21 protein-coding genes and 1 other RNA gene are annotated in these 24748 nt (G+C 63.6%); 9 read left to right on the top strand and 13 right to left on the bottom strand.

Features of this window, described 5'->3' with window-relative positions:
* Nucleotides 1–23: 23 nt before the first annotated feature.
* The gene (locus ACZ7GB_RS12155; protein ID WP_472158877.1) at nt 24–470 is read right to left on the bottom strand and encodes an arsenate reductase/protein-tyrosine-phosphatase family protein; all 447 of its coding nucleotides are present in this window, start codon (nt 468–470) and stop codon (nt 24–26) included.
* Between the two features lie 3 nt (nt 471–473).
* Entirely contained in the window at nt 474–1631 is a 1158-nt protein-coding gene (locus tag ACZ7GB_RS12150; RefSeq protein WP_472158876.1) for a polysaccharide biosynthesis/export family protein, read from the bottom strand.
* Nucleotides 1632–2018: 387 nt separating this feature from the next.
* Between ACZ7GB_RS12150 and ACZ7GB_RS12145 the strand changes: the two genes are divergently transcribed.
* Nucleotides 2019–3104 (top strand): MraY family glycosyltransferase, encoded by a 1086-nt coding sequence (locus ACZ7GB_RS12145; protein WP_472158875.1) that lies wholly within the window; start codon nt 2019–2021, stop codon nt 3102–3104.
* 462 nt (nt 3105–3566) lie between these two features.
* Here ACZ7GB_RS12145 and ACZ7GB_RS12140 read toward each other — a convergent pair whose 3' ends face one another.
* From ACZ7GB_RS12140 to ACZ7GB_RS12125, 4 genes are all read right to left on the bottom strand, one after another.
* Nucleotides 3567–3902 (bottom strand): hypothetical protein, encoded by a 336-nt coding sequence (locus ACZ7GB_RS12140; protein ID WP_078541095.1) that lies wholly within the window; start codon nt 3900–3902, stop codon nt 3567–3569.
* A gap of 99 nt (nt 3903–4001) precedes the next feature.
* Nucleotides 4002–4649 carry a YjbF family lipoprotein gene (locus ACZ7GB_RS12135; RefSeq protein ID WP_472158873.1) on the bottom strand — a complete coding sequence of 216 codons (648 nt, stop codon included), beginning with the start codon at nt 4647–4649 and terminating at the stop codon, nt 4002–4004.
* Nucleotides 4646–6760, bottom strand: coding sequence for a YjbH domain-containing protein (locus ACZ7GB_RS12130; RefSeq protein ID WP_472158872.1), 2115 nt, complete (start codon nt 6758–6760; stop codon nt 4646–4648). The genes ACZ7GB_RS12135 and ACZ7GB_RS12130 overlap by 4 nt, the downstream gene beginning before the upstream one ends.
* Nucleotides 6761–6900: 140 nt before the next feature.
* Nucleotides 6901–8331, bottom strand: a complete 1431-nt coding sequence (locus ACZ7GB_RS12125) for a mannose-1-phosphate guanylyltransferase/mannose-6-phosphate isomerase (protein ID WP_472158870.1) — start codon at nt 8329–8331, stop codon at nt 6901–6903.
* Nucleotides 8332–8526: 195 nt separating this feature from the next.
* Here ACZ7GB_RS12125 and nusG point away from each other — a divergent pair, with 195 nt between their 5' ends.
* Nucleotides 8527–9033 (top strand): transcription termination/antitermination protein NusG, encoded by a 507-nt coding sequence (gene nusG, locus ACZ7GB_RS12120; RefSeq protein WP_472158869.1) that lies wholly within the window; start codon nt 8527–8529, stop codon nt 9031–9033.
* 22 nt (nt 9034–9055) lie between these two features.
* Here nusG and ACZ7GB_RS12115 read toward each other — a convergent pair whose 3' ends face one another.
* Nucleotides 9056–10468 carry a cryptochrome/photolyase family protein gene (locus tag ACZ7GB_RS12115; RefSeq protein ID WP_472158868.1) on the bottom strand — a complete coding sequence of 471 codons (1413 nt, stop codon included), beginning with the start codon at nt 10466–10468 and terminating at the stop codon, nt 9056–9058.
* A gap of 206 nt (nt 10469–10674) precedes the next feature.
* Between ACZ7GB_RS12115 and ACZ7GB_RS12110 the strand changes: the two genes are divergently transcribed.
* Together ACZ7GB_RS12110 and ACZ7GB_RS12105 are read left to right on the top strand one after the other, a co-directional pair.
* Nucleotides 10675–11727 carry an ABC transporter substrate-binding protein gene (locus ACZ7GB_RS12110; RefSeq protein ID WP_078550536.1) on the top strand — a complete coding sequence of 351 codons (1053 nt, stop codon included), beginning with the start codon at nt 10675–10677 and terminating at the stop codon, nt 11725–11727.
* Between the two features lie 103 nt (nt 11728–11830).
* Nucleotides 11831–13012: a hypothetical protein gene (locus tag ACZ7GB_RS12105; protein WP_472158867.1), complete on the top strand. Its 1182-nt coding sequence runs from the start codon at nt 11831–11833 to the stop codon at nt 13010–13012.
* A gap of 19 nt (nt 13013–13031) precedes the next feature.
* On the opposite strand, the gene ACZ7GB_RS12100 is transcribed toward ACZ7GB_RS12105, so the two are convergent.
* The 3 genes from ACZ7GB_RS12100 to ACZ7GB_RS12090 are packed head-to-tail and all read right to left on the bottom strand — an operon-like array spanning nt 13032 to nt 16749.
* Entirely contained in the window at nt 13032–14042 is a 1011-nt protein-coding gene (locus tag ACZ7GB_RS12100) for a sulfotransferase family 2 domain-containing protein (protein WP_472158865.1), read from the bottom strand.
* The gene (locus ACZ7GB_RS12095) at nt 14039–15184 is read right to left on the bottom strand and encodes a glycosyltransferase (protein ID WP_472158864.1); all 1146 of its coding nucleotides are present in this window, start codon (nt 15182–15184) and stop codon (nt 14039–14041) included. The genes ACZ7GB_RS12100 and ACZ7GB_RS12095 overlap by 4 nt, the downstream gene beginning before the upstream one ends.
* Nucleotides 15181–16749: a glycosyltransferase family 4 protein gene (locus tag ACZ7GB_RS12090; RefSeq protein ID WP_472158862.1), complete on the bottom strand. Its 1569-nt coding sequence runs from the start codon at nt 16747–16749 to the stop codon at nt 15181–15183. Before ACZ7GB_RS12090 ends, ACZ7GB_RS12095 begins: the two co-directional genes overlap by 4 nt.
* Nucleotides 16750–16838: 89 nt before the next feature.
* Between ACZ7GB_RS12090 and ssrA the strand changes: the two genes are divergently transcribed.
* From ssrA to fumC, 5 genes are all read left to right on the top strand, one after another.
* Nucleotides 16839–17194: a transfer-messenger RNA gene (gene ssrA, locus ACZ7GB_RS12085) on the top strand.
* 95 nt (nt 17195–17289) lie between these two features.
* Nucleotides 17290–17715 carry an ester cyclase gene (locus ACZ7GB_RS12080; RefSeq protein WP_472158861.1) on the top strand — a complete coding sequence of 142 codons (426 nt, stop codon included), beginning with the start codon at nt 17290–17292 and terminating at the stop codon, nt 17713–17715.
* 154 nt (nt 17716–17869) lie between these two features.
* Nucleotides 17870–18334 carry an SspB family protein gene (locus ACZ7GB_RS12075; RefSeq protein WP_078601505.1) on the top strand — a complete coding sequence of 155 codons (465 nt, stop codon included), beginning with the start codon at nt 17870–17872 and terminating at the stop codon, nt 18332–18334.
* Between the two features lie 4 nt (nt 18335–18338).
* Nucleotides 18339–18740: an ester cyclase gene (locus ACZ7GB_RS12070; protein WP_281480113.1), complete on the top strand. Its 402-nt coding sequence runs from the start codon at nt 18339–18341 to the stop codon at nt 18738–18740.
* 96 nt (nt 18741–18836) lie between these two features.
* Nucleotides 18837–20231 carry a class II fumarate hydratase gene (gene fumC / locus ACZ7GB_RS12065; protein ID WP_078550727.1) on the top strand — a complete coding sequence of 465 codons (1395 nt, stop codon included), beginning with the start codon at nt 18837–18839 and terminating at the stop codon, nt 20229–20231.
* A 140-nt stretch (nt 20232–20371) separates the two neighbouring features.
* Here the strand turns inward: fumC and ACZ7GB_RS12060 are convergent, their stop codons facing one another.
* Genes ACZ7GB_RS12060 through ACZ7GB_RS12050 form a run of 3 tightly spaced genes read right to left on the bottom strand, consistent with a single transcriptional unit; the run spans nt 20372 to nt 24679 of the window.
* Nucleotides 20372–21118, bottom strand: coding sequence for an alanyl-tRNA editing protein (locus ACZ7GB_RS12060; RefSeq protein WP_472158859.1), 747 nt, complete (start codon nt 21116–21118; stop codon nt 20372–20374).
* Nucleotides 21102–23651 carry a DUF3772 domain-containing protein gene (locus tag ACZ7GB_RS12055; protein ID WP_472158857.1) on the bottom strand — a complete coding sequence of 850 codons (2550 nt, stop codon included), beginning with the start codon at nt 23649–23651 and terminating at the stop codon, nt 21102–21104. Before ACZ7GB_RS12055 ends, ACZ7GB_RS12060 begins: the two co-directional genes overlap by 17 nt.
* Nucleotides 23648–24679 carry a cysteine synthase A gene (locus ACZ7GB_RS12050; RefSeq protein ID WP_078601507.1) on the bottom strand — a complete coding sequence of 344 codons (1032 nt, stop codon included), beginning with the start codon at nt 24677–24679 and terminating at the stop codon, nt 23648–23650. The genes ACZ7GB_RS12055 and ACZ7GB_RS12050 overlap by 4 nt, the downstream gene beginning before the upstream one ends.
* Nucleotides 24680–24748: the final 69 nt, after the last annotated feature.

Raw genomic sequence — 24748 nt, 5'->3', positions numbered from 1 at the left:
CGCCTATGCCGCCGTGACGCGGATCACCGTTTCGGTGCGAGCCGCGAGACCCATGCCTCGCTCGCGGCGGAAATCTCGGTGAAGGCCTTGCGATGGGCGTCGATCGGCTCCCGGTACGGGTCGGCGATCCCTTTGCTCCCCATCCACTGATCGAACAGCATCACCCGCCCGCCCAGTTGCGGCGCCCGACGCGAGATCTCGCGCTTGTGGCCCGCCTCCATTGCGAGGATCAATTCATGCTCGGCGCCGATCTCGGCGGTGAACTGGCGCGCGACGTGACCCTCAAGGCTCAGCCCGTGTTCCGCCGCGACTTCGCTCATGGTCCTGTCCGCGCTCGCGCCAACAACCGCGCCGATGCCCGCCGAGCTGACCTTGCAGTCCGGCAGGGCCGCGGCCAGAAGCCGTTCGCCCACCGGGGAGCGGCAGATATTGCCGACGCAGACGACGAGGATGGATCCGACTTTCGCCATGGATCAGTTCGCGAGCGCGGAGGCCGCGCGCGCCGTGCTCAGCGTCGGAAGGATGTTGGAGACCACGCGGTTCCATTTCGCGACTGGTGCGGTCGTGACATAGACGACGTCCTGCGGGTGTAGGAAGAATTTCGTGCCGACCACGTAGGCCGCCGCGCTCGACGTATCGAGCTGGAACACGATCACCCCGCTCGGGCTGTCGCGGAACACGAAGACACCGCGCGCATCGGCCTGATTGGTGTTCAGCCCGCCGACGAAGGTGACGGCTTCGGTGAGGCTCACATCGTCCTTGGTCAGATCGATCGGGCCGGGTTTCACCAACTGACCCAGCAGATAGGCTTCGAGCTTCGTCGCGCGCTGCACCGAGACGACATCGCCATTGCGCAGCACGGGGTTGTTCGAGGCGATGCCCTGATTGAGGAAAGCCTGCAGATCGACCGCGTAGCTTCGCCCGCCGCGGCGAACGAGCACTTGGCGCGCATCGGCCGTCTCATTCAGGCCGCCCGCCTCGTTGATCGCATCAAGCAGCGTCAGCGACTTGGAGGTCAGCGGGATCCGCGCAGGCTTGCCCACCTCGCCGGTGACGGAGACGGTCTGCGAATTGTAGCCCACGACGCGCACCGACACCTGCGGCGAGGGAATGAATTCCTTCAGCTGGCGCGAGAGATCGGCGCGCACCTGCTCCGGCGTGCGGCCCGCGGCGCGCACATTGCCGACATAGGGATAGTAGAAGGTGCCGTCCGAATTGACGCGCAGACCACCCTCGGCGGGCGTCCGGGTCGAACCCGCGGGCGAGGTCAGCTCGGGATGCTCGTAAACCACGATATCAAGCAGGTCGCCCGGCCCGATCCGGTAGTTCCAGTAGTCGCTCGAGGGCAGCGTCGTGCGTCCGCCGCTCAGATCGGACGGTGCGCCGAAGGTGGCAACATTGGCGAGGCTGAGCCGAACGATCGCGACATCGCCCGCCGCCGGATCCTCGACGGAACTGACATTGCGGGTGTTGACCGGAAAATTTGTGGCCGAGGTGTCGCAGGAGGCCAAAAAGAGCAACGCGCAAAGCGCCGCGAAAATCCTCGTCATTGCCCCCATCGTGCCCTCCTGAGCCTCGTTACCTATGCCTGCCACCCATTCCTCGGCCAAGGGACCTGAGACGGGCTTCATCTAGCGCCTCTGAATAGAGAAGCTGTCGCTGTTTTCAACCGCCCATTCATACTTCGGCATGAATCGCCCGCCAAGCCTTTCAACCTTGTGGCGAGCAGCGCACAGCGTGAAACCGGATTGATTTCATCGCGTTCGTGACACCGTTCAGGCGACGCAACGTCACCCCGGGTCTCACGAAGAGGTGATGAGGCGTTGTCGCGAATACTCGCCTAAGGCGTGTGAAAGGACGTTGACCCCCGGGAACAAAGTTAAGTATCTCTCTATCGACGGTATTCGTACGATTTTCAGTATTTTTCACTCTATCGCGTTAGCAAAATATTAAGATTTGCCACCGCGATAATGATTTTTATTGCCGGGGGGCAGTGTATGATTGGTCTTGAGTATGTTGTGACAGCTTTTGTTGCGTCGCTGTTAATGGCGGTGCTGATCGTTGCGACCAAGAGCTTTCATGGCAAACTCACGCTCGACGGCGATCATGGTGTCCAGAAAATCCACGCAGCTCCAACTCCGCGCATCGGGGGCTTTGCGCTCCTCGCAGGCGCGTTGGCTGCCGGCCTGACGCTCGATGCGCAGACGCAGGCGCTCTGGTGGACGATCTGCCTTTGCGCCATTCCCGCCTTCGGCTCCGGCGCGATCGAGGACATTACCAAGAAAGTCTCTGCTAAATGGCGCCTGATCGCCACCGTGTGCGCCGGGCTGATCTTCTGCCTCGTATCCGGCTATCATATTCATCGCTCGGATATTCCCGGCCTCGACTACGTGCTGCTCCACTACCCGGCCTTCGGCATCGCGCTCAGCGCCATCGCGATCGGCGGGATCGCCAATTCGCTCAACATCATCGATGGCGTGAACGGGCTCGCATCCGGCTCCGCGATCATTGTTTTCTCCGCCTTCGCGGTGATCGCCGGACAGACCAATGACGGACCGATCCTCGCGATTTGTCTGCTGATGATCGGCTCGATTGCGGGGTTCTTTGTGATGAATTTCCCCTCCGGCAAGCTGTTTTACGGCGATGCCGGGGCCTATGCGACGGGGTTCGTGCTCGCGGTGATCGGAATTGTCCTTCCCGCCCGAAATCATGAGATTTCCCCGCTGATCGCCGTACTCGCACTCGCCTATCCGTGGATCGAAACCGTGGTCTCGATCCGGCGTCGCGTGAAGCGGGACGGCACGCATCCTGGGGCGGCGGACCGCCTGCATCTCCACAGCCTCGTCTATCGCAGCCGCGCGAAACGAATCGCCGAGTCGCTCGGACGCCCGGAGATGCGCAATCCGATCACCTCGGTTGTGCTCTGGTCGCTCAGCTTGATCGCATGTTCCATCACTGTGCTCAGCGCGACCTCCCCCGCAGCCCTCGGTGCAGGCGTGGGCGTGGTCTTCGTCTGCTACATGCTGATCTACCGCCGCGTCGCGCTTGGCAGCAAATTGCGTCGCGCGATGGCGACTTCCCGCCGTGAACGGGTAAAAATCTAACGCAAATAGGCCCTTATCAACTCGGCCCGCAAAGTTGCGCAGCATGTCTGCGTGTATCTTTTCAGGTGGCGCCGAGCGCTGATTGGCGCATTGAGTCTTACCTATCCTGCGCGGATCGGCGCTCGTCACCACCTCGCCGGGGCCGTAACCGGCCCAAGCGGTCCCTACTTAGCCACCTCGCGATACGGCGCTTCGTCCTGCATAGGTGCAACACTCTCGCAGAGCATCATCCACACCAGAGCCGCGAGAGGAAAAATTGCGAGTCCCGTAAGCATCGCGTGAATCCCCATTCACCTCATACCCGTCACAAATATGTCATATCACAGGATGCGCGAATCGGCATGAAATAAAGTTGCTGGAGCCGCTGTCCATTTGGACAGTTTCTCTGGCCTGACTTAGGTTTAGCCCGAATCAAAAAGGCCCCGCAGATGCGGGGCCCTTCTTATTCTCGGCTCGAACGGATCAGTTCGTGCCGTTGGTCCCGTTGGTCCCATTGGTACCGCCGCCGCTGCCCATCGCAGCCGCTGCAAGACCGACACCAATGATCACCGCTGCCACCGGGGTGGCGCCGCTAAGAGTGCTCTTCGTCGCCTTGGGCGTGCAAGTCACAGCGACGTTCCCGTCGGCGTTGTAAACGGCATCGGAAACGGCCGTTTCACAAACGTTATTGGCTTTTGCCCAAGCGACGAGCGCGTCATGGCTGAGATTGGCCGGCGCTTGCAGATCCTGGGCCGCACCCGGAAGGGCGCCGGCGAGAGTAGCTGCCACTGCAATGGCACCGGTAAAGAACTTCGTCATCGAAACCTCCGATTAGGTTGGGATAGGTAAGACATGATAATCTTATATTAATCTTTTGGTGAACCATAGGGTTAATTAATCCCGAACGGTTCAACCGGCTTAGTTGAGCACACCAATCGCGATCTGCCCGACAGTAGGGGAAACCCATTGCCGCCCGGCTTGGACCCGTCCCTTTTTATTGGTCCAATAAATATTGGTGACGGTCATTTTCGGATTGCTGCATTTTTCTTCGTGACGCAGCAAATTCTGCCCCGCGAGGGTTTCGTTTCCGGCTGTCGTCATTTCGCAGCCAAGCAGGACATAATCGGAATGGTTGTCCGCCGTGAGGAAGCGGTAGGTCCGGCGATAGGCGCCGATCTTCGTCCCGCGAAGGGCGGCGAGCGTCGGTCCGGAGTCCGCGGCCATCAGATCATCGCCTAAACCTCTGGTTGCAACAACCACGCCACGATCCACGGACACCGTGATGTCGTCATCCGTGCGCCAGGTTTCGACCGTGCCGTTACGCCCGGCCAGAGACAGGGTCGCATTGGCGTCGCGCGACGGGATGACCACTTCGAGCCCGCGCGCGGGAGCGGTCTGCGTCACAACCTTCACGCCGATGCCCTCGCCTTGAGCTGGAGCAGTCGGCGCAGTCGCGCCCTGCCCCGCGGAACGGCTGCCCGAGAGCGTCACGGTATTGCTCAGATTTTCGAGCTGCGCACAGCCCCCCAGCGCAAGCAGCGCCGCACCGAAAACGAGTGATCTCATCGCCAGAACCGCTCCCAATTGCCGTCAAAGGAGGCGGGCTGATCCTCGCGCACCATCCCGTAAAGCCGGTTCGACACCCCCAGCCGCGCCCCGCCATCGCGCACGATCGGCTGAATCACGGTCGAATAACGTTGCTTCGTCGTTTGACCCGTCGCCCAGTGCAGCGGGATCGTGATCATGAAGCCCTTGTCGAAGGAGCCCTCGCCGAAATCTGCCGAGGACACATCGGTCTTCGTCGCATAGACGCCGACTTTCCAGCCATTGTCGAAAACGCGCGAGAAGCTCAGCGTCGCCCCCCAGTCGCCCGCGAGATACCGGCCCACATCGAGCTGCGTATAGAACTGGTCGGTGAACTGGTAATAGGCCGACAGATGGCCCGTCGTGACCTCGTAATCGCGCAGATCAAAACGCTGGTCATAGCCGCGCTGGCGCACCCGGTTGAGCTCGGCCCCGAGCGCGAGGCGGCTGTGTTCGGGCGCCCAGAGCAGCTCGGTCGAGACGCCCGCGAACATCGGCTCCAGATAGCCTGCCGTCACTCGCCCGAAGAGATCGCGACCGGGACGGAAGAAATAGGCCCCCGTCAGTTCGGGAACCGTAGGGCCGGATCCTTTGTAATAGAGCCAAGCATCCGAGCGCACATGTGGCAGCACCGAGTCCGAGGGCCGGTTCGCCTGATTGAGATTGCCGATCACCTTCTGGTTCACGCGCCCGGACAGCAGCAGACCCGGTTCGATCTCGTATTGCGCATTGACGCTGACACCCAGATCGGCGCGCATCGGATCGTCGGGATCGAACAGGCCCGGGCGCAGATACGGGCCGACATTCCACGAAAAGCGGGGATAGGTCCCGGGCGCATCCGGAAGGTGAGCGGGCGCGCCATCGATCTGCGCATGGGCTCGCATCAGCTCGCCGCCGACCGGGTGAAATTCATAGGCCTCGAGATCGTCACGGCGGATCGTCGTGGTCGAGACGGGCTGCGAATTTTCCGACAGAGTGATCGCGAACCGGTCGACGCTCGCCGGGGCCTGCGCACTCAGCACGCGGGCGGCGCGCCCAATCGCCTCGGGCGGCGCGTTGTAGCGATCGTTGCGGATCTGGATCGCGAGGGTGGAACCGCTGAGCTTCGCGCCTTCCAGCACGAGGCCTTGCTGCGCCAAGCCCGGACGGAGCTTCGCCGCGAGATAGGCCGGATCGTTCGTCCAGCTTTGCGCCGCCTCGACGCCAGCTCGCGGTACGACCGGCGGCGGCGCGTCATTGAGCCCGCTCGGATGCGCGTTGTGTTTGGGGTTCAGCGCATAGCTCAACTGTACGCTCAGATCGGTGCCGTAGAGATAACCCGCCGTGATCGAGGCGTTGTCGCTGAGCTTGTACTGCGCGGCGATATTGATCGGGGATTTGCGATCGAAGGTCGGGCCGTCCTCGCGCGTATAGGCGTCGGAGGAATATTCCGCCATCAGCCGCAGCCGGTCGGTCGCCTGCCATTCGACACCAGCGAACAGCGCCGCATCTCCGGTAAACCATTGCTGCGGCTGGAATGTCCCACCCTGCGCCCCGGTGCGTTCGCCGCGTGTCTTGAAGTGATCTCCCAGCACGCCCAGCGGATTGTCGAAGCCGTTATTCGACCCGAGCCGCCCCCAGCCGATCCCCGCCGTCGCGCGCAGTTTCGGCGTGACCGACTTGGTCGCGACGACATATTCGCCGGAATAGACACCGGTGCCGGTCATGTCGTTGATACCGATGGCCATCGCGGGCCGAAGGCGGCCCTCGTCGAGGAAACGATACTGGATCGAGAAGCTGCGGTCGTAGAGCGTATCGCCGCCCATGTAGTTCTTGATCGTCGAATACCGGAAGCCTGCCGACAGGCGCGGCGTGATCTGGAACGCGGCCGAGACGCGGGTTTGTCCTGCGAAGGTGAAGACGTTGAAGCCGAGCTCCGCATCCTCGCGGCTGCCCGCGACAGGCATGTCGATCAGGCCGGGGATGCCATAGCTGTTATAGCCCCACGCGCGATCGGCGGATTGCGCGCAGGCGGGACCAAACCCGACCCCTGCGAGCGCGCTGCTCGCCATCGCGAGGAAGAGGAAACGGGAGCGGTAGGGGCGCACCAACATGTCTGCAAAAATCCGGCTCGGTCACAATCAATCGGAGACCTAGCAGAGAGTCGCACTCCTCCGAAACGCGAATTCACGCTTTCTTAAGGAGCTGTCGCAGATTTGCACGGACGGGTGGCGGTGCACCGCCGAGTTGGCCGCTATTCGCCGGCCAAGCGCATGTAGACGTCTTCGTAGCGGATGATGTCATCCTCGCCCAGATATGCGCCGGTCTGCACCTCGATCAGCACCATCGGCAGCTTCCCGGGGTTTTCGAGCCGATGCGTCTCGCCGATCGGGATGTAGACGGATTCGTTTTCCGTCACGAGGCGGGTCTCGGGGCCCAGCGTCACCAGCGCGGTGCCTTGCACAACGATCCAATGCTCCGCCCGGTGGTGATGGCTTTGCAGGCTGAGCGCAGCGCCGGGCTTGACCGTGATCCGCTTCACCTGAAAACGATCACTGAGCACAAGGCGTTCGAACCAGCCCCAGGGCCGGTGATCGCGTGGAAAATCCGTGGCTTGCGCGGCGTTTCGCGCCTTTAGCGCGCTGACCGCCGCTTTCACATCCTGCGCCCGCGAGCGATGCGCGACAAGCACCGCATCGGGCATCGCCACCGCGATCACGTCCTCAAGCCCGATCCCGACCATCTCGATACGCGGATCTTCGGAGCGCAGCAGGCTGTCGCGACAGTCAATCGCCGTCGCGGGCCCCGAGAGCGTCACCCCATCCGGGCGTGTCCCCGGATTCGCACGGCGCACCGCTTCCCAGTCGCCAAGATCGGACCAGCCCGCCTGCACCGGCATGACGGAGACAGTCTCTGCCCGCTCCATGATCGCGTAATCGATGGAGATGTCGGGGGCGTCGCTCCATGCCTCCGGATCGAGGCGCAGAAATCCCAGATCGGCGCGCGCCGCGGCAAAGGCTTGTTCAACCGGAGCGAGAACCGTCGGCGCATGGGTTCGGGCTGCGTCGAGGATTGCCCCTGCCGAAAAAAGGAACACCCCGGCATTCCACAGGTAATCCCCGCTCTCATACATCGCGCGGGCCTGCGCGATGTCGGGTTTCTCGATGAACCGGAGCAAAGGCACGACGCCCTGCGCATCTGCCTCGCGACCGGGTTCGAGATAGCCATACCCCGTTTCCGCACGGTCGGGCGTGATGCCGAAAGTTACCAGCCGCCCTGCCCGCGCCGCTGGCTCCGCCGCCGCGATCGCATGCCGAAACGCGTCTGGATCCGCGATGACATGATCCGACGGAGCGACCAGCATCAGCGCCTGCTCCCCGGCCTTTTGCGCGACCCAAAGCGCGGCCGCGAGTATGGCGGGCGCGGTGTTGCGGCCCTCGGGCTCGAGCATCACCGCGCCCGGGTCGATCCCGGTATCGGCGAGCTGCTCGGTCACTATGAACCGAAAATCGGACTGTGTCAGGACCACGGGGGGCGCGAAACCCTCGCCCGACAGCCGTTCGGCCGTGGCCTGAAACAGCGTCTTGGGGCCAGTCAGTTCTGCGAATTGCTTCGGGTAGCTGCGCCGGGACAGTGGCCATAGGCGAGTGCCCGATCCGCCCGCGAGAAGAACCGGAGTGATCATGCGTATCCTCCCAAAACAGCGGCAGATTTTCTGCCTGCCACGAGCCTGGCACAGGCATCCCTAACGCAAGGTTAACTTCGGATCGGACAACCTAAGCGCGCACGTTTTCGCGCAGGTTCGCCTTGCCTGATTGACTTTCCGCGCCCGATCCCTCAGCCAATACGGGCGTAATCCGATTGAACAGAAAGCCCTTTCATGACCGATCAAAGCCCGGCCCGCGCGTGGCATGTGGCCCAGTTCAAGCCCAACAGCGCCGCGATCGCCCGGCGTAATCTGGAGCGGCAGCGGTTCGACATTTTCCTGCCGATGGTAGAGACGACGCGTCGCCAGTCGGGCAAATTCGTGACCCGCAGTGCGCCGCTCTTTCCGGGCTATCTTTTCGTGCGCGAACAAGAGAAATCGGCGCGTCTGGGCGCGGTGAACGGCACGCAGGGGATCACGCGGCTCGTGGCGCTTGCGGGGCGCCCGACGCCAGTCCCCGACGCGATGATCAAGGCGCTGCAGGCGCGCTGCGACGCGGAGGACCAGCTGCAGCCGCTGCCGGAATACGCGCCGGGAGACGAGGTCACGCTGGCGACCGGCCCCTTCGCGGATTTCGTGGCCACAGTCGAAAAGGTCGATGCCGAGAAACGGGTCTGGCTGCTGCTGGATTTCATGGGCCGCGAGACCCGGATCAAGGCGACATCCGACGCCTTGATCTAAGACTCTCAATTACCGCGGCAACCTAGCCTTTGTGCTGCTCATACGCGGCCAAGGCGCGCTCTCGGCCTTTCTTGAGATCGATCAGGCGCTCGGGGTATTTTTGGTTTAACGACAACTCCCAACTCTCTGGGATCGCTTCAAAATAATCCGTCGCCGTCTCGGGCGGGTTGGCCTGTCCCTCGGCGATGAAATCCTTCCGGTAACGCCCGTCCTTGTCGAATTTTTCGAGCTGCGTCTCGGGATTGAACACGCGGAAATAAGGCGTCGCGTCCGGCCCCGGCCCGGCCACCCATTGCCAGCCCATCGCGTTGCTCGCCGGATCCCAATCGATCAGGCAATCCTCGAACCAGCGCAGCCCCACCCGCCAATCGGTCATCAGGTGCTTGCTGAGATAGGAGGCCACGATCATGCGCGCGCGGTTATGCATCGTGCCGGTGACATACATCTCGCGCATCGCCGCATCGACGAAGGGCTCGCCGGTCATGCCGCGCCGCCATGCCTCGGCGTCACTATTATCGCGCCGCCAGTCGAAACCGTTCCACTCCTCGCGCCAATTGCGCTCGGCCATGTCGGGCCAGTGGAAGAACAGATGCCACGCGAATTCGCGCCAGACGAGCTCCTTCAGGAAGGTCTCGGCGCCCTGATTGTCCTCGCTCATGTAGCGATACCCGGCGTGCCAGATCGTACGCGGAGAAATCTCGCCATAGGTCAGGTTTTCCGACAGGCCCGAGGTGCCGCCCGAGGCGGGCACGTCGCGCTGCGTCTTGTAGTCCGAAAGGCGATCACGCAGGAAACTCGACAGCCGCGACTGGGCGGCGCGCTCGCCGACATTCACATGTTTCGCGACGATTGCCGCACCGCGCCGCATCGCCGCGCCCATCTTCCAGTCGTCCAGCTTTTCGCTTTTCGGCCAGTTATTTGGAGCACGAAGCTCAGACACTGTCTTAACTTCCGGCGGGATGTCCGTGCCCTTCACCGCGTTCCAATAGGGCGAATAGACCTTGTAGGGCCCGCCCGTTTTCGTCTCTACGGTCCACGGCTCGAACAACAAATGTCCGGTGAAGCTCTTCGCCTCGACCCCGTCCTCGGAGAGCGTGGATTTGACCTCCGTATCGGTGTCGCGGCCCGGCTTGTCGTAGCGGCGCGACCAGTAAACCGCGCCTGCTCCTGTCTCCTCGATCAGTGCTTGCAGAACCTTCAGCGGATCGCCTTTGCGCAGGATCAGCCTCGAGCCTTTCTCCGCGAGGCTGCCCGCGAAGGCCTCGACGGCGAGGCCGAGCCGCCATTTCGCCGCCGCCCCCAAGGCTTCGACCTGGTCGTCATGGATGAAAACCGGGATCACCGGCGCACCGGTCTTCGCAGCCGCCGCCATCGCCTCGTGATCGTGGAATCGAAAGTCGCGCCGCAGCCATAATAGGACGGGGGTGTCACTCATGCTCGTCTCCTTTGCCTCCCTTTCCCTACGCGCCGCGCCCGATCCGGTTCAGTCGCGCCCAAATTTTCCGCAACGCCCCTCCGCGTCGAGGCTTTTCCACACTTTGCCGCAGGGCTCCTGCCTATCTGCCGTGCAAATGCCTCTTGCGAGGGCGAAAAAGCCGCTCTAGCGTTTTCACAAAACGAACACAAAACAGGGAATATGCAATGAAGACTTCTGCTCTCCTACTGGCGGGGATTGCCGTGGCCGCGCTGAGCGCCCCGGCCCGTGCCGCCGATCCGGACCTGACCATCTTCGATTGGGCCGGTTTCGAAATCCCCGGCCTCTTCCAGCCTTACATCGACAAATACGGCGACAGCCCGACCTACGCTTTCTTCGGCGATGACGACGAGGCCTATCAGAAACTCGCCTCGGGTTTCAAAGCAGACGCGGCGCATCCCTGTTCGCAGATGATCTCGAAATACAAGGATGCCGGGCTGATCGAACCCTGGGACGTCTCGAAGATTCCGGAATTCAAGAACATCGACCCCAAGTATCTGAATTCGAAGATTTTCGTCGATGACGACAAGAACGTCTGGTATCTGCCGACCGACTGGGGCGCGACCGCGATCGCTTACAACCCCGACAAGGTCCCGGCCGAAGACGTGGCGAGCCTCAATGTCTTCATCAATCCGAAATATGCGGGCCGCACCTCGCTGCCCGACAGCTCGGATGACGTCTGGGCGCTGGCCTATCTCGCGACCGGCGTGACCGACTGGACCAATGTCACCGACGAACAGTTCCAGGCCGCCGCCGACTGGCTGCGCGAGGCCAACAAGAACGTCCAAAGCTACTGGACCGACCCCTCGCAGCAGGCACAGCTGATGGCATCGGGCGAGGTGCTGGTCGCGTGGTCGTGGAATGACGGCGTCGCCTATCTGCAGGACGACAACTACCCGGTCGCCTTCCAGCGCGAAGCGAAAGAGGGCTCGTCGACCTGGTTCTGCGGTTTCGTGAACCTCAAGGACGGTCCCGGCTCGGAAGAGAAGCTTTACGATTTCATGAACGCATGGCTGCGCCCCGAGGCGGGCCCGGTTCTCGTCGACGAGATCGGCTACGGTCACACGAACACCGAAGCGATGAAGCTGATCCCGCCGGAGCAGCTGGAAACGGCGGGCCTGACCGAGATCAACGCGCCGATCCTCGCCCAGACGCCGAACTCGCCGGAACTGCGCGAAAAGCAGCTCGCCGAGTTCGAGAAAATCAAGGCTGGCTTCTGATCACTGCGCCGAATAGATCACAGCGAAGGGCCGCGTCTGACGCGGCCCTTTTTTAATGCCCCCCTCGCCCTAGCTGCGTCCAACCGACCATTTGAGACAGACCATGATACTCGACGCCGCCATTATCCTTCTCGCCCTGATCGTCCTTGCGGCGATGTTCCTGCCCCAGCTACGCGATCGCCCGAAATGGCGCGCGATGGTGACCCCGCTGGCCTCGATCATCGGCTCTGGCTTTCTGGTACTTGGCCCGATTTTGGAGGTCCGCTACGGCAGCTTCGCCCCGCTCGCGATGGCGGCTTTGTGCGGTCTGGGATGGTTTTTCGGCGCGGCCGTGCGCGCCAACATCCGCGCCGAGGAGGTGCCCGACACCGCCGTGATCAAGCGCATCGAAGAGGTGGCGCAGCTCGCGCTCGCCTTCGCCTATGTCATCTCGGTCGCCTATTACCTCAACCTGTTCGGGGCCTTCGCCGTCTCGCTCACGCCGTGGAACACGGATTTCGCGGCCCGCGCGGTAACCACGGCAATGCTTGCGATCGTGGCAATCGCCGGGTTCTCCGGCGGGTTCAAACGGCTCGAGCAGATGGAATATGCCTCGGTCGCGCTCAAACTCGCGATCATCGCCGGGCTGATCCTCGGGCTGGCGGTCTATTTCGGCAAGGTGGCCGTCGCCGGCGATCTTGTGGTCGATGCGCCGACGCTGGGGCCGTGGGACTCGCTGCGGCTGCTCTTCGGCCTGATCGTGACCGTGCAGGGGTTCGAGACCGCGCGGTATCTGGGCAAGAGCTACGATGCCGACACCCGGGTCGCGGCGATGAAATGGGCGCAGATGCTCGCGACGGCGATCTACATGGTCTATATTGCGCTGCTGGCCTATATCTTCACGCCCAACGCCCATAACCTGACCGAGACCGCGATCATCGACATGATGCGCGTCGTCGCTCCGATCCTGCCCGCGATGCTGGTGGCCGCAGCGCTGGCGGCGCAATTCTCCGCAGCCGTGGCCGATACCGGGGGCGCGGGCGGACTGATCGCGGAATTCTCGCGCGGGAAAATCCCGCAAAAAGCGGCCTATCCGGTGTTGATCGGCGCCGGGATCGCGCTGACCTGGACGACCGATCTATTCCAGATCATCTCCTATGCGTCGCGCGCCTTCGCCGGCTACTACACGCTGCAAGCGGTGCTCGCCGCACTGCAGACCGAGGGCACGAAGCGCTACGCGTTCTGGGTGCTCGCTGCATTGGGGGTGGCGATCACGCTTCTTGGCATTCCGGCCGAAGGCGACTGAGACGCGAGGTCGCCGCGGCTCAACTCTCGGAAAGCGCCTGCGCATGCAGCCGTGCATCCAGCGCGTAGTAATCGCCGATGAAGCCGCGAATATCGTCCGTCAGGAACGCCTCATAGGGCGGCGTCCGCGCGCCCATCCACTCCCCCGGAAGCGCATCGGAGAGATTATGGGACGGCCGCCCGCGCGCCTTTTGCGCGGCATTGGTCAGCCCCAACCGAATGTCCCGATGCTCCTCCGGCAGGCGATCGCGCATGAAACTCTCGAAACTCTCGATCTTCTCCAGCGCGAACAGCCGATCCCAGCGCCGATTTTGCAGGTAGCTCCATTGCGCGGCCCAATGGCTGTCCTGCACCTCGCGCGCGGTGGCGTTGATGTAGAAACAGAACTGGCGAAAGCTCAAACCGCGTTCGATCATCTCCCGGTCTGAATCGCCCCCGCGCGCGAAAAACGCATAGACCGGGCGCGTGTGATGCAGCACCGAGTCCTGCATTCGATTGCGTCCGAACTTGTCGCAATAACAGCTGACCAGCCGGTCGACGGGATCGCGCAGCAGCGCGACCGAGACCCAGTCCGGCGCATGATCGACGCGGTCGCGCGCGGCGAAAGCCCAATGGCGCGCCTGCATCTGGCTTTGTCCGGAATCGAGCCAGTAATGCGACATGCCGGGTTCGGGCCGCCCGTCGCCGACCAGCCGCAGCGCCCAGTCCTTGACCGATGTATTGGCGACCTTTGCAATCGGGCAGAAAACGGCGCGCGCAGGTGCGATATACAGCATCGCGCCGTCGTATTGGCTGCGATCGTGATCGCGCAGCAGCCGCGCCTTGCGGCGATATTCCTCCGATCCCCGCAACTCACGCTCGACATCGGCGACGGACGCGCGCCGCTCCTTCAACGCGCTCTGCGCCGCCTCTTTCGCGGGCCGTCCGAGATAGGTCTGGAACAAGGTGTCAATCGCGCCGGGTGTGGCCTGCGTCTGCGCGGCGAGATCGGGATCAGCAAAGCCGACAGGGTGCGGAGGTAAATCTTTCATGCGGCAAGACTTTCATAGCGGGAGATCAACGGCGCAAGCTGCGCGGGCCAGCCATATTGCGCGACCTCGTCCGGACGGCGCTGCGAGCCTATCGCGCCGGTCATGGCATCGCGCAGCAAGCGGCGAAACTGCTCCGGGTCGTCTGCGACATGCACGCCGCTGAGGCGTTCCGCCTCTTCGAACCCGCGCATCGCGGGGCGCATCGCGACGACCGGCTTGCACGACAAAAGCGCCTCGGCGGTCTTGAGATTGGTGCCGCCGCCCTCGGTGATCGGCAGGCATATGGCGCGGGCATGATGCAGAAGACCGCTCAAGGTTTCTTCCCCCACCACACCAAGGGGCTCGACGAATTCCGCGTTCATTTGCGCGTACCGCCGAAAGCGGTCGTCGGCGGTGATCAGATGGGTCATTCCGCCTGCAACGGCGAGGCGGCTGCGCGGTGGCAGAAAGCCGGGAATTTCACCGAAGGACGCCCAATAGCCACGCGCGTTCGGCGGATGGGCTGAGCCCGCGACAAGCGCGTAGGGTCCGTCTAGCGGCGCGGACGGGACCGTTTCGGGATCTGGCGCCCAGCAGCCGTTTGGCGCGACGGCCACCTCTGTCGCGCCCGGAAGACCGGCAAAATGATGCGCGTCGGCCTCACAGACAGCGACAGTGAGATCGGCCCTCGCGACGAGCGCGGACTCGAGCGCCTCAGCCTCCGCTCGCCAATGCGGATCGATCAGGGCGGCCTCGACATTATGCGCGGAATAGATCAGCCGAGCGCGGCGCAGGACCGGATCGCGGTCCAACGCCTCGGCGAATAGCGGATATAGCCACGGATGTTCGAACTGCACCGCATCGGGGGCGAAATCGCGCAGCTCCCTGATCAACCCTTCGATCAGCGGATGGTCTTTGAGCGTGTCGGAGAAATGAAGATCCTCACGGCGCTGCGGATCGTGGAGACGCGGCAGCAGCGCCTCCGGCACCGCCGTGCGGCGCTCATCGGGGGAGCCATCGGGATAGCCGCGCGTCGAGTAGATCGGGACGTAGCGGAAGATGTTGCCCGCCGCGCGCGCCTGCCGGGCGATGGCTGCAACCCGGCGCTGGCCGCCATGCAGAGGGCGGTGGATCGGGTAATGACCGAAAGCTGCGATCTTCATGCGGCATCCTCGCTATAGGGGATCGGCTGGCCCGGCTGTTGTGTCCATGCAGGGTTGCGCGTTGAGGCTGTATTGTCGGTCGCGTCGAACCCGTCGGTGAGCGCCTTTCGGAAATCGGCCCAGCGATGCGGCGTGAACCGCTCCGCTTGCGCACAGGCCGCGCGATAGGCCGCCTCGTCGTCCATCAGCGCCTCGGCCCGGGCCAGCCACCGCTCACCCTCGAACAACCCGATCGCCTCCGCGCAACCCTCCGCCGCCTCGAGCAAGGCGGGCGCATCCGATGTCAGACAGGGTTTGCCATGCAAAAGCGACTCGACAACCGGTAGCCCCCAACCCTCGTAATGGGACGGGTAGATCGTGTAGCGGCAATGGGCATAGAGCGCCTGCAACTCGGCATCGTCGACATCATCGAGGATGCGGATCGCGCCATGCGGCAGGCCGGGATCCGCGCGCACCATTTCCAGAAGCGGGCCGATCGACCAGCCGGGCTGTCCGACCCAGACCAGCGGCATGATATCGTCGCGGTGCGCAGCGAGTTCGCGCCAGAGCCGATAGGCAAAATCATGGTTCTTGCGCGGCTCCTGCGTGCCGACCATCAAAACGTAGCCCCCAGGCTCCAGATCGCGATGTGCGAAGAGGCCCGCGAGATCGGTGGCGGGCGCGGTCTCGCTCAGCGCATCCGCGCCAAGCGTCACGACGCGCACTTTCTCCGATTGCAACTCGGGATAGCCGCAGCGGGCGGCATGGGCGACCAGATCGCGCCGCGTCACCTCTGAATTCGTCCAGATCCGATCCACGCCCCAGAGCATCCAATGCAGCGCGGGCGGAAAGGTCTTGCGCGTCGTGGGCTCGGCGACATGCCCCCAAAGGATCGGGATCAGGTCATGGATGTAATAGCTCAGCCGCCACCCATGAGCGGTCCGCATCTCATAGGCGGCCCGGTAGCGCGCATCGCCCCAGAACCCACCGGCAGAGACATACTCGCCAACTTCTTCCGGCGCGATCCGATTTCGATCCGCGCAGATCTGGTCGTGGACCGTATGCACCAGCCCGTAATGAGCCCGGTGATTGAGCGCATCGAGCGCCCGGATGCGCGGCGCGATCCCCGGCGCGAACCGTTCCAGAGCCACGAGCCCACGGCGCATCAGGGCATATTCGTCACCGCTCAACCGCAGCAATTCCTCCGCCACGGCGCTCTCGCGGCGCACGCGGGTCTCGGCCTCGTTGTATCGCCCGCCCTGCCCGACCGCCCGCACCCTGCGCCGGGCGCGCCAGAAAAACCGTCCGATCCGCGCCCAGGAGCGCCAGCGCCTCGGCGCAGTCAAAGCGCGCACAGGCGCCTCCGGTTGACAGCCGTTGCGGAAGATGACCTCCTCGAAGATCGCCTGCGGAATGCGATAGAACCCGCCGCGCGCCCCATCATAGATCGCCGGTACCGCGCGCGCCCCGAACCGGGCGGCAAACGCTCGCCAGACCTCATGCTCCACCCGCAGGATGCCCATCGGCCGCCAATGGCGGAACTGATAGCTGGTGCTGAGATCGATCAAGATCGTCTTGTCGCGCATCGCGCCCCTCCGTGGCCAGTTCTTGACCCGACTCGAGCTATAGCGCACGGCAAGTTCACGTCCGGTTAATGCGCATCCATCCCATCCGACGCCTTGAAGCGCCCCGATCTTCCCCCTATATTCCAAGACGTTCCCGGCAACGGGAACTATGGGCATAAACGCGCATGTAATAAGCGGATCGGACCCGGGGGCGGTACCCGGCGGCTCCACCAATCGACCCTCGTTGGGGGAGAATGGGGCCGAAATAGGATCGACGAACGTGTAAAGATGTTTGCTTTGTCCCGGTGAGCTACCACCGTTATCGGTGCGATTTGTACAGTTGCCAACGACAACCGTGCTCCGGTCGCTCTGGCTGCGTAAGCAGCTCGGGTAACCGAAACTTAACTCCTTGCGCTTAGCCGCGTAAGGCGGGGCCCGCAGGAGCCTTGCAACAGAATCCTGCACTTTCTCCCTCTTTTTGCGATGCGACCGGCGTTAACCGGTTTGAAATCCGTGCCTGCCATGGTGGCCCCCAGGACCGACGGGAAACGGAGGGGTGCGATGTCCCGGCTTGCGAGGATCGAAACGTGGCTCCATGCCGTATGGGGCGAAGGTCGGCTGGACGAGGTCGACGGGCTGTTCGACGCCGAGGCGCAGACCAATGGGCTGATGCCGGGGCTCGAATTGCGACCGCAGGAGTTTCGCGAGCTGGTTCCGGCCCTGCGCGCCCATCTGCAGGACATCAAGATCACCGTGCTGCGCCATGTCGAGACGGAGGACTGGCTTTGGACGCTTCTGAAAATCGCGGGGAAATCGGCACAATCGGCGCGCGCGGTGGAATTCACCGGGCAACTGACGATGCGGTTTCGCGGCGACAGGATCGTGGAGGCGTATAATAATTACGATGTGATCGCGCTTTTCGAGGCGTTGGAGATGATGCCGCGCGACACCGTCGCGCTCTGCCTGTCGGGCGAAGTGCTGGGATAGGCGCGGCCCCCGTGAGGTTCTCCCCAAGGTTGCGCAAGATCGGATGCCGCCACGCCCGGCACATGCCCTCGACGTCAGCCTTCGCGCGGCTCTGCCCGCCTTGCGGCCCGCCACGAATCCCCTATGCTGAGCCCGAGAAGAAAGGGACCCGGCCATGACGCAATCCATTGATTACGGCAACCTGATGCATCACGCGATGCGCGGGCTGATCCAGACAGTGCTGAGCGACATCGCAGCCAATGGTCTGCCCGGCGAGCACCACTTCTTCATCACCTTCGACACCCGTCACCCCGATGCCGAGCTGGCCGATTGGCTGCGCGAGCGCTATCCCGAGGAAATGACCATCGTCATCCAGAACTGGTATGACAATTTCGAAGTGGGCGAGGACGGGTTCTCGATCACGCTGAATTTCGGAAATTCTCCCGAGCCGCTTTATGTGCCGCTCGACGCGATCACCACCTTTGTCGACCCCTCCGTCGAATTCGGCCTGCGTTTCGAGACGCAGGAATATGACGAAGAAGACGAGATCGAAGAGGATGAGGTGACCGAGGAGGAAGAGGCCGCCCCTGCCGAGCGTGGCGAGGCCGAGGTCGTCAGCCTCGATCAATTCCGCAAGTAATCCGGTGCCTTCGGAGCCTCTGGACCGCGAAGCACTCCTGTCGCTTTATCGCGGCTATCTTGATTGTTTGAACGCCCAAGATTGGGCGCAGCTCGGCGATTTCGTGCATCCAGAAGTTACGCACAACGCGCGCCCGCTCGGCCTCGCGGGCTACCGGCAGATGCTCGAGGGTGACCATCGCGCGATCCCCGACCTGCACTTCCGCGCAGAAACGCTCGTGGCCGATCCGCCGGTGATCGCCGCCCGGCTGCGTTTCGACTGCACGCCCGTGGGAATGCTCTTCGATCTGCCGGTGAACGGCCGCCGCGTGACCTTCGACGAACATGTCTTCTATCGCGTCACCGATGGCCGCATCCGCGAGGTGCATTCCCTGATCGACCGCGACGCAATCGCCGCACAGATCTGAGAGCCACACCAAGTATACCTCCGTATACCGTTGCAAAATCCCTCCGCGCGCCCTATCAGTGCGAGCGAAAGATTGCGCGCAATCATGGAGGCCCAGATGACCGCGACCCGCACCGAGACCGACAGCTTCGGCCCGCTTGAAGTTCCCGCCGACAAATATTGGGGCGCGCAGACGCAGCGCTCGATCATGAACTTCCCGATCGGCTGGGAGCGCCAGCCCGTCCCGATCATCCGCGCGCTTGGCGTGATCAAGAAAGCCTGTGCGATGGCCAACAAGGCGCAGGGCAAGATGGACGCGAAGATCGCCGATGCGATCATCGAGGCTGCGGGCGAAGTGATCGAAGGCAAGTTCGACGACAACTTCCCGCTGGTCGTCTGGCAGACCGGCTCGGGCACGCAGTCGAACATGAACGCGAACGAGGTGATCTCGAACCGCGCGATCGAAATTCTCGGCGGCGAGATGGGCTCGAAAGACCCGGTCCACCCGAACGATCACTGCAACATGGGGCAGTCCTCGAACGACACCTTCCCGACCGCGATGCATGTCGGGATCGCGATGCAGGCGCGCGACGTGCTGCTGCCGGGACTGCGCAAGCTGCACGCGGCGCTGGAAGCCAAGTCCGAGGATTTCAAGGACATCATCAAGATCGGCCGCACCCACACGCAGGACGCGACGCCGCTGACGCTTGGTCAGGAATTCTCCGGCTACGCCCATCAGGTGAAGAAGGGGATCGAGCGCGTCGAAGCCTCGCTCGGCGACATCTACGAACTGGCCCAAGGCGGCACCGCCGTCGGTACCGGCCTGAACACGCAAGTTGGCTGGGCCGAGACGGTCGCGGCGAACATGGCCGAGATCACCGACCTGCCCTTCGTCACTGCGCCTAACAAGTTCGAAGCGCTCGCCGCGCATGACGCGATGGTGATGTTCTCGGGCGCGCTGAAGACCGTGGCCGCCTCGCTCTTCAAGATCGCCAATGACATCCGCCTGCTGGGCTCGGGCCCGCGCTGCGGTCTGGGCGAACTGATCCTGCCGGAAAACGAGCCGGGCTCCTCGATCATGCCGGGCAAGGTGAACCCGACGCAGGCCGAAGCGCTGACCATGGTCTGCGCGCATGTCATGGGCAACGACGCCGCCGTCGGCATCGCCGGCTCGCAGGGTCATTTCGAGCTCAACGTCTACAACCCGATGATGAGCTACAACGTGCTGCAATCCATGCAGCTTCTGGGCGACAGCGCCTCGGCCTTCACCGACAACATGGTGGCGGGCATCGAGGCCAACGAGCCGCGCATCGAGAAGCTGCTGCACGAGTCGCTGATGCTGGTCACCGCGCTCGCGCCGACCATCGGCTACGACAACGCGACCAAGGTCGCGAAGACCGCGCATAAGAACGGGACCACGCTGAAGGAAGAAGCGATCAAGCTTGGCTTCGTCGACGAGGAAACCTTCGACAAGGTCGTGCGCCCCGAGCAGATGATCGGCCCGAAAGCCTGATCCAAGCTCTCCTGAATGACGAAGGGCGGCCCCGGTGGCCGCCCTTTTGCATTGCGGGGCACGCCCCTTCGCTTTTGCTCAAATATCCCAGGGTGAATGCCGCAGGCAGAGGGGCAGCGCCCCTGCCCGGCCCGCAGCTCTCAGGCCAGGTGAAGATGAACGCGGCGGTTCATCTTGCCCTTCTTCTCGATCTTGCCGATCCTGAGGCCACCGATCTCGCCGGTCGAGGCGACATGCGTGCCGCCGCAGGGCTGCAGGTCGATCCGGTCCGCCTCGTCGCCGATCGCGACCAGCCGCACCCAGCCCTGACCTTTGGGCGGCGCGACCGAGAGCGTCTTGACCAGATCGGGCTGCGCCTCGAGTTCGGCATCGGTAATCCAATGCTCGACCACCTTGAGGTCCTGCGCGATCCAGTCGTTCAACTGACGCTCGATTGCCTCCAGATCCTCGGGCCGCTCCGGCATATCGAAATCAAGCCGTCCCTTTTCAGAGCCGATCTGCCCACCCGTCACCGGCAGCGGGATCGCGACCGACAGCAGGTGCAGCGCGGTATGCACGCGCATGTGACGGTGACGCCGCTCCCAGTCGAGATGTTGCTGGACCTGCGCGCCGACGGGCGGCAGCGGCTGCGGCTCCGCAGGCACCAGGATCACCGCGCCGGGCGCACCGGGCTCGGCCTTCACCGCCGTCGCGATCTCGATCTCGCCGCCGTCCCAGACCAGCTTGCCACTGTCGCCGGGCTGGCCGCCGCCGGTCGGGTAGAAGATCGAATCCGCGCAATAGATGCCGCCCTCATCGGTCAGCCCGGTCACCCGGACCTCGAGATCTCGGGCATAGGGGTGAATGCGGTAGCTCTGCTGCTGCGGCTGTTTAGCGGTCTCCGGCATCGGCCTCTCCGTCTGAAGTGTCGTGGCGCTGCTCCTCCATCCCCTCGGGCCCTTCCCCGGGCTGAGGCTTGCCGTAATCGGCGCGGGTGACGGGGTGCTTGGTGTCGCTGTCGTCTTCGCCCTCGTCCGCGGAGGTCTCCTCCGCGTCCGCGTCCTCTTCGGTCTGCTCGTCCTTGGGACGCAGAACCTCGGGGTTGCGCAGCCACACGTCGCGCTGTGCGAAGGGAATCTCGATCCCGGCCTCGGCGAAGCGTTGATTGATCTCGTGGTTCATCTCGCTCTGGACGCGCAGGATGAAGTTCACGTCCGAGAGGATCACGCGGACCTCGAAATCGAGGCTGTCCGCGCCGAAGCCTTTGAACATCACCACCGGCTCGGGGTTCATCATCACCAGCGACTGGTTCTCGGCGACTTCGTGCAGGATCTTCTCGACCTTGCGCGTGTCAGTGCCATAGGCCACGCCCACCGGGACAATCAGGCGGCCCGTGACATTGCCGCGCGTCCAGTTCGTCACCTGCCCGGAGATCAGGTCCGCATTGGGCACGATGACTTCGGTGCGGTCGAAGGTCTCGATCCGGGTGGAGCGCACGGAGATCGCCTTCACGATCCCCATCTGGCCGTTCACCTCGATCCAGTCGCCCTCGGAGATCGGGCGCTCGATCAGCAGGATGATGCCCGAGACGAAGTTCTGAACGATGGTCTGCAGACCGAAACCGACACCGACCGAGAGCGCACCGGCGACGATGGCGAGCGAACTGAGGTCGATCCCCGCAGAAGAGATCGCGATGATCGCGGCGAGGAAGATCCCGAGATAGCCAAGGCCCGAGACGATGGCGTTCTGGCCGCCCTTGTCGATCTTGGTCTTGGGCAGCAGCGAGGTCTTCAGCGCCCCTTGCAGGAGCCGCGTGACCATCAGGCCGATCACGAAGACGATCGCGAAGGTCAGGAAAATGCCGGGCGAGATCGTGACGCCGCTGACCGAGATGCCGTTCTGGAACCGCGTCCACATCTCGGCCAGATCGGCCGGGCGCGCACCCCAGATCAGCGCCGCGGGCGGCATGGCTAGCAGGCCCAGCAGGAAGCCGATCAGTGCCGGGATCAGGGAGTCGCGGCCGTCATCCTCGCGCCGGGTGACCAGCACGTAGACATCGGTGAAGAACTGGTTGAGCACGAGAACCAGCGCGATCAGCCCCAGCGTCAGGATGGTCGGGAAGATCAGCGCATTGGCGGCGTTGATATAGCCGATCCCGCCCAGAACCGGCGCGACCACCGCGACGCCAATCAGCGCATTGCCGAGCGCGCCGACAAGACGGTCGCGAAACGCGCCTTCCTCGCTCCCGTTGGTCTCGTTGCGCAGGTGACGGCGCAGTAGCTGGCCGAAGCGGAACAGCGCAATCGCTGCAAGAACCTGCAACGGGAAGACCAGAACGCCGAAACCGGCATCGAGCGTGTGCCCCGCCGCGTCGATCTCCTTGGCGGTTTTCGCGCTGCCCTCGAATACGTCCTGCCCGCGGGCCACAAGCCAGTCACCGAACGGGCCCTGGATCGCGGCGAACACGGCCAGCGAGATCGTCAGCACCCGGCCTTCGCGGCGCCGTTCGCTTTGCAGCGTGAAGGGCGCAGCCTGCCGGTCATTGCGCGGGAAGATACGGCCCGAGAGCCAGAAGGCGACGAAGGCTGCGCTCAGAACCACGCCGATCGCGAGCAACAATTCCAACCAGCGCGCGCCGAACAGCTCCGTCTGCACCAGCGCCGCTTCAAGCAGCGCGATCCCGGCGATCGGCAGCAGGAGCTGACCCAGCGAGACGATGAAATCGATCACCCGTTGCGCATTGCGCGCCAGACGCGCCTCCAGCACATCGGCCAGTTTGTCGATCCATGTCCGCCCGCGCAGCACCAGCATAAGCGCCACCAACAAAAGGCCCACGATCGCGGGGGCGTTGTTGCGCGCATTGGCGTAGGGGTCCGGCTGATCGAGTTGCTGACCCATCTCGGAGGCAAGCTCGGAGGTCAGCCCGGTGAGGACTTTCAACCCTTCGGGCCAGTTTATCGGGTTCAGCGGCGACGGTGTCAGCCGCAGGAGTTTGTCGGTCTGCCGTGCGCGCAAAAGCTGGTCGATATTGGCGACGATGGAATCCGCGCGGCTGGCGGCCTCGGTCGCGCGCAACCCCGGGGACTGCAGCTGCGCCAACTCGTCATTGAGCTTCTTACGCCGGTCGGCAATCGCCTGATCCTCGCTCTGACCCTCCTTTGGCGGAGGCCCGAGCGCGTCGATCTGCGCTTTCACGGTCGAAATCTGGCTGGCGTTGATATCCTCCGCCGCCTTGAATTTCTCTCGCCAGTCGACGACCTCCTGCCGGATCTTGTCGAAGGCTGGACGCTGAGCCTTGTCGGCCTGCACCATCTGTTCGGCTTCGGTCGCGGTCTGTTCCCACGCCTTGTAATCGGGCGTGTCGGGGCTTTGCGTGAAACCAATCCCGGGGAGCGCCAGCGCGACGGCCAGCAAGAGCAGACGCGCCAGACGCAGGATCATCCCTCAAAAACCTCCGGCATCTCACGCGGAGCCCGGTCGAGCCATTCCGGCACAGGCAGCCCCTTGCCCTTGAGGAAGTCGGGGTTGAACAGTTTCGACTGGTAGCGGTTGCCGTAATCGCACAGCACCGTCACGATCGTGTGGCCGGGCCCCATCTCGCGCGCCATATGCATCGCGCCCGCGATATTGATCCCCGAGGAGCCACCCAAGCAGAGGCCTTCTTCCTGCAGCAGGTCGAAGACCACCGGCAGCGCCTCGCTATCGGGGATGTTGAAGCTCATATCCGGGGTGAAGCCCTCGAGATTGGCGGTGATCCGCCCCTGCCCGATGCCTTCGGTAATCGAGGAGCCCTCGGATTTGAACTCGCCGGTCGTGTAATAGCTGTGCAGCGCCGCGCCGTCGGGGTCGGCGAGGCCGATCTTCACGCCCTTGGGCTGCAGCGCCATGCCGGTGCCCGCGAGCGTGCCGCCAGAGCCCACCGCGCAGATGAAGCCATCGACCTTGCCGCCGGTCTGATCCCAGATTTCGGGGCCGGTCGTTTCGATATGGGCCTGCCGGTTCGCGGTATTGTCGAACTGGTTCGCCCAGATCGCGCCATGCGGATCGGTCTTGGCGAGTTCCTTCGCGAGCCGCTCGGAATAGCGCACGTAGTTGTTCGGATTGCGATAGGGCGCGGCCGGAACCTGCACCAGTTCGGCCCCCGCCAGCCGCAGCATGTCCTTCTTTTCCTGGCTCTGCGTCTCGGGGATCACGATCACCGCGCGGAAGCCCATCGAAGCGCCGACGAGCGCGAGACCGATGCCGGTATTGCCCGCCGTGCCTTCGACGATCGTCCCGCCGGGCGCAAGCTCGCCGCGCTGGATCGCGTCACGGATGATGAACAGCGCCGCGCGGTCCTTCACCGATTGGCCGGGATTGAGGAATTCCGCCTTGCCGAGGATCGTGCAGCCGGTCTCTTCCGATGCCTTCCTGAGCTTGATGAGCGGGGTATTTCCCACCGCCGACGCCAGATCGCTGCAGATACGCATCGCGCATTCCTCCCGTATCGAGTAACCCCCAACGGGGCCGTTGAAATCAGACTTAGGACGCGGCGCGCG

This window comes from Thioclava sp. PTB-PU3-1, from assembly GCF_055666785.1.
Note: the sequence above shows the minus strand (reverse complement) of the source record. Positions and strands in the feature narration are given on the sequence as shown.